Annotated in this window: 8 protein-coding genes; 2 read left to right on the forward strand and 6 right to left on the reverse strand. The window is 58.8% G+C overall.

Annotated features, from left to right (window positions below):
• Positions 1–200: 200 nt before the first annotated feature.
• Positions 201–623: a hypothetical protein gene (locus XF30_RS12475; RefSeq protein WP_146207690.1), complete on the reverse strand. Its 423-nt coding sequence runs from the start codon at positions 621–623 to the stop codon at positions 201–203.
• Positions 624–1,116: 493 nt separating this feature from the next.
• On the opposite strand from XF30_RS12475, the gene XF30_RS12480 reads away from it, so the two are divergent.
• The gene (locus tag XF30_RS12480; protein ID WP_146207691.1) at positions 1,117–1,416 is read left to right on the forward strand and encodes a hypothetical protein; all 300 of its coding nucleotides are present in this window, start codon (positions 1,117–1,119) and stop codon (positions 1,414–1,416) included.
• Positions 1,413–2,231 carry a phage tail tape measure protein gene (locus tag XF30_RS12485; protein WP_109142881.1) on the forward strand — a complete coding sequence of 273 codons (819 nt, stop codon included), beginning with the start codon at positions 1,413–1,415 and terminating at the stop codon, positions 2,229–2,231. The genes XF30_RS12480 and XF30_RS12485 overlap by 4 nt, the downstream gene beginning before the upstream one ends.
• A 51-nt stretch (positions 2,232–2,282) precedes the next feature.
• Here XF30_RS12485 and XF30_RS37720 read toward each other — a convergent pair whose 3' ends face one another.
• From XF30_RS37720 to XF30_RS12500, 5 genes are all read right to left on the reverse strand, one after another.
• Positions 2,283–2,594 carry a hypothetical protein gene (locus tag XF30_RS37720; protein WP_146207692.1) on the reverse strand — a complete coding sequence of 104 codons (312 nt, stop codon included), beginning with the start codon at positions 2,592–2,594 and terminating at the stop codon, positions 2,283–2,285.
• Positions 2,595–2,603: 9 nt separating this feature from the next.
• Entirely contained in the window at positions 2,604–2,807 is a 204-nt protein-coding gene (locus tag XF30_RS12490; protein ID WP_109142882.1) for a hypothetical protein, read from the reverse strand.
• Between the two features lie 13 nt (positions 2,808–2,820).
• Positions 2,821–3,042 carry a hypothetical protein gene (locus XF30_RS37725; RefSeq protein WP_146207693.1) on the reverse strand — a complete coding sequence of 74 codons (222 nt, stop codon included), beginning with the start codon at positions 3,040–3,042 and terminating at the stop codon, positions 2,821–2,823.
• On the reverse strand, positions 3,039–3,335 hold the full coding sequence (locus tag XF30_RS12495) for a DUF3892 domain-containing protein (RefSeq protein WP_244608939.1): 297 nt from the start codon (positions 3,333–3,335) through the stop codon (positions 3,039–3,041). Before XF30_RS12495 ends, XF30_RS37725 begins: the two co-directional genes overlap by 4 nt.
• A 126-nt stretch (positions 3,336–3,461) precedes the next feature.
• On the reverse strand, positions 3,462–4,043 hold the full coding sequence (locus XF30_RS12500) for a hypothetical protein (RefSeq protein WP_146207694.1): 582 nt from the start codon (positions 4,041–4,043) through the stop codon (positions 3,462–3,464).
• Positions 4,044–4,159 lie beyond the last annotated feature (116 nt).

Genomic DNA, 4,159 nt, shown 5'->3' on the forward strand with positions numbered 1-4,159 from the left:
TTCCACGAAAAGCCGGTTGACAGGTCCGCGATACAAAGAAAGCTGTGGCTGCTTGCCGAGTTTGAGGCGCCGACCAACACCGTTGATGCAGCAACTGCTGTTGCGAGAAGCTGGGTGCCACTTCGCGAAGTCAGGCGCCTCCGGCTCCCGTTCCACCACCGCCCACGCGGGAGTACATCCATATCGCTGGTCCGAAGTCGCTAAGTTGATGGTTTCGCCGCGGCCAGCTTCTTTTGCTTCGGAGCAGGTGCCGCACTGGCAGCCTCCTGTTGCTTTTTCAGTTCGGCCACTCTGGCCAGCTCTGCACGCTTAGCGTCGGCTTCGTCTTCTCGGACGAGCAGATAGCCCTTTTCCGCCATGCAACCTTGACCGACAGTGTCGGCCGCGTTGGTTCGCTCTTGGGCTGCGATGGCTCCCGCCAATCCACCGCCAGCGACAGTGACCCCTGACAGCGCGGCCTTGTTGCGCTCGCCCAAGCAGGCGGTTCTGTCGACTTCGAATTGGGTCTGTAGAACCGGGTTATCTCGGGAGGACTGACCGTCGACGCGCACCCATCCCATTTTCGGTGCGGCTGCACAGCCGCCTAAGGCGACGCAAAGCGCCGCAATCGCAATTTTACACATGTGAAACAGTCCCCAAGCCTAAAAAGTAGGCATATCAAACAACAACCAGCGAGCGAGATCAATAGCTTGCGCGCGTATGTATCCACAACCCGGGAAAAATATGCAGAGCACAGCCGAAGCGCTCCCAAGGTAGGGAGTGGATCACCCCTCCGAATTGGCCTTCAGCGCCTGCCGCATCAGCGTTCGGATGGCCTCAAGGGCGGGAGGGCCTGGTCCTGCTCATTTCTTTAGCGAGTTCTCCCGCATGAACCGTGCAGCCCGAACACGTGCGCGCTCCATCATGGCTTCCTTAGCTTTTAGCGAAGCTAAGTCGGCTTCGAACCTCCCATAGAGAGGTAGATAGACCTCGCCGCCCTGAGATGACTGATGCATGGCATATCTGCGACGACCGGGCAGGGCGCAAATAGCTCTGCCAGCACCTCTGTACACGCCCGAATTTTGGACGGCCTACCGTGCGGCCATAAGCGCGGACGAGCCGGAGTCGCCGCCAGCGATGCGGCGCGTTAAGGCCGGCAGCATAGCGGCTGCTGTCAACGGATATTACGGCTCGACTGAATTCAAGGTGCTGGCTGAAACGACAAAAGCTACCTGTCGCGGCGTTTTGGACCGCTTTGTGGATAAGCACGGTGGAGGGCCGATTGCTGGCCTTCAGCCGAAGCACATCAACAAGCTGATTGACGAGATGGCCGATACGCCGTCCGCCGCGAGCAACTTCCGGAAGCGGCTCAAAGGTCTGCTGGACTACGCCGTCTCTGCCGGCCTGAGGCGGCGGGAGCAGGGGCCGGCGAGATGATGAAGCTGCGCACCGAGGCGCAGCTTTACGCGGCCGCGGAGCGCGCTGGGATCGCCAATACGGAGAAATTCGCGAAGGACTTCTACGAACTCGCAGAAAGGGCGGGCGAAGCTGCGGCCGCTCTGGCAAAAGCGCAGGTCGCGGCTCAGAACCGTTTCGACAGGCGGACCGCGTTCCTCTCCCAAGAGGACATCACCATCGCATCTAAGCTGAAGGACATCTATCCGGACGTTGCGGAGGCGCTCAACAGCGCTGAGGCGGCTCAGATGCGTTTTAATAGCTCCGCGCGGCAGCTCTCCACGTCCATCGAGAACAACCTGACCTCCGGCCTGACGGACTTCGTGTCTGGCACCAAGAGCGCCTCAGAAGCCTTCAGCGATATGGCAAAATCGATCCTGCGGGATATCGAGCAGATCGCCATCAAAACACTGATTGTACAACCGCTGATGAAGTCCATCGGGCTTGCGGTCCTGCCGAGCGCTCACGGGAACGTCTTCTCAGGCGGGAGCATCGTCCCATTCGCCCAGGGAGGCGTCGTGGATAGCCCCACGATCGCGCCTATGGCATTGTTCGGCGAGGCAAGACCGGAAGCGATTATGCCACTTCGGCGCGGCCCAGATGGAAACCTCGGCGTGTCTAGCGCCGGTGGCGGCGGTCGGGTCGAGAACCATAACTACTACATCAATGCCCCTGGATCTGATCAGGGAACGATTCAGCAGTTGAAGGTGGTTGTTGGTCAATTGGGTAAGGCGGTCAAAATTCAAGGTGACGCCAACAGAAGCGCGCGCCGCTTCGAGGCTACGGGGGTGGGGTAACCTGCAGGCGAGCCTCGCGGGGGCTCGGCGCCACCTTTTAGAGGGTGGCCTCTAATGAGTTACCCGAATATCGCCAGCATCCGGTGCAAGGGGACGCTCACCGTCAAAATCATTGTGGGAAAGCATCGCACCCATCCCGAACAGGATCATACCGCCAATCCAAACCAGGCTGGTTGCTGTCAGATACGCGGATGTACCGACGCCGACGGTACCTGTGAGTCCCATCAAAGCGCCGGCGTTGAATAGAAGGCCAACGATTCCCCAGAGCCAAAACAGAGCGGAAAGAAAATCTTTTGCAATCGTATGATGGCAGCGGAGCCGGAACGTTCGCTCCCACTGTTCTTTGCGCGAGAAGAGTCCCATCTTTGCCTGCTACTTTTTCGTACCGTATGGCCGCTGGTTTGTCGGGGCCAACGAGATATCTTCGTCTGCCGCCTTCTTGTAGATCGCGGCGGGGGTCCGCCCAAGCTTGAGGCCGATGACACGCGTTGGAGTGTTGCCTTTCGCGAGCTGCTTAAGTTGGCTGACTTCAGTTGGTTTCCACGGCTTGCCGCTGTTCCTGGTCGACTTCGCCATTTTGCAGTGCTCCTTATTGATGGGTGCCGTAGCGATTGCCGGTTGCTGCGTTCACATAGCTGCCGCCTCGGTGTGATGATCCGGATCCACCGACGTAGCTCCCGTTGTGGCTGCTGGTGTGTTTGCCACCACCGTAGCTGACGCGGCCACCGTGGCCTCCACCACGCGCAGCCGCCGGCTCAATGAAGGCAAAGAGTGTCAGAAGCGCCATTGATGTTGCGAGAATTCTTGTCATGCCGTCTCCCCCCGATCTGCGGTCCCTATAGGCATTCCGGCAACGCCAGAAGATTGTCGTTGGTAGTAGCCATCGGCATAGGTGCGGACGTACTTGCCATTGGGCCCGTCGACGACGCCGACGTCGGCGCGCCTTCCACCTACCATCGTGAAAAAGGTATTGGAGCGCTGTTCGATCGACAGAATTACCTGTGATCTAGGCCACTTCCATCCGGCGCCACCGAGATGCGTGATCCCCTCGTGAGTATTATTCCTGGGCTGCTTATTGATGCACGTCACCTGAACATCGGCCATCTAAAATCTCTCCCTTGAAATGGGGAGGATCAAAGCGCAACCAAAGCGGGAGCACAAGCCGTAGTGCACCGGATGGGGCGGAATTTGTGAGCCAGTGCGGTCGTTCGGCCGCAAGGGTGGGGGGCTTTAAGCGCCCTTTCTGTTCGCTACGTCGGTGAGGAAATAGAGTGACCAGAGCACCGTAACACAGAGCGAGGAGAGCAGGACGGAGAGAACGAGAGCGCCGACGCCGTGGATCACGTAGCGGACTAGAGGCAAGTGGGCCGTCCACCCAACAACAGCTTCCCTCATGAGGCCGGCACCGACCACGACCATGAGGGTGACTAAACCTAAGAAGCTCAGGTAACCAAGCAAAAAGCAAAGAAACTGACGCATTGTGAGCGCGTCGTTATCTAGCCAGAGCTCGGCACCGATGGGCCGCCGGTCGATGTTCGGACCGGGTGCCCCCATCGATACAGCAGCAAGGGCGCCAACCATAAAGGGGACGGCCATCACGAGTAGGTCGCGGGCAAACCGCAGCAGTCCCGCCTCGCCGAAGAGCGCCGGCCTTGGGCTTATGAACATATAGATCGTCCAGGCCGCCAAACCGACCACAATGGGAAGAACGACGTCGTACTTGAATTTCTCCGGATGGCGGATCTCGAGATATCGCATTGGCGCGAGCAACCGCAGGCGGGATTGTTTCCCGCCTTGCTGCACGTCGAGCAACTTTATTTGCCGCGTTCCCATAGCTCATCCTTGTCCACAAATGTGGCCATTTGATCGGCGATTTCATCGTCGATTTTGGGATACCACTCGCGATAGTCATGCTTTAGGGACATTAG

The organism is Bradyrhizobium sp. SUTN9-2, from assembly GCF_003122645.1.
GTDB classification, from domain to species: domain Bacteria; phylum Pseudomonadota; class Alphaproteobacteria; order Rhizobiales; family Xanthobacteraceae; genus Bradyrhizobium; species Bradyrhizobium yuanmingense.

What these genes read in the sequence shown, in the direction of transcription:
- XF30_RS12480 (WP_146207691.1), top strand. Translation starts at nt 1,117, where the DNA reads ATGCGGCGCGTTAAGGCCGGCAGCATAGCGGCTGCTGTCAACGGATAT.
- XF30_RS12490 (WP_109142882.1), bottom strand. Translation starts at nt 2,807, where the DNA reads ATGGCGAAGTCGACCAGGAACAGCGGCAAGCCGTGGAAACCAACTGAA.
- XF30_RS12485 (WP_109142881.1), top strand. Translation starts at nt 1,413, where the DNA reads ATGATGAAGCTGCGCACCGAGGCGCAGCTTTACGCGGCCGCGGAGCGC.
- XF30_RS12495 (WP_244608939.1), bottom strand. Translation starts at nt 3,335, where the DNA reads ATGGCCGATGTTCAGGTGACGTGCATCAATAAGCAGCCCAGGAATAAT.
- XF30_RS37720 (WP_146207692.1), bottom strand. Translation starts at nt 2,594, where the DNA reads ATGGGACTCTTCTCGCGCAAAGAACAGTGGGAGCGAACGTTCCGGCTC.
- XF30_RS12475 (WP_146207690.1), bottom strand. Translation starts at nt 623, where the DNA reads ATGTGTAAAATTGCGATTGCGGCGCTTTGCGTCGCCTTAGGCGGCTGT.
- XF30_RS37725 (WP_146207693.1), bottom strand. Translation starts at nt 3,042, where the DNA reads ATGACAAGAATTCTCGCAACATCAATGGCGCTTCTGACACTCTTTGCC.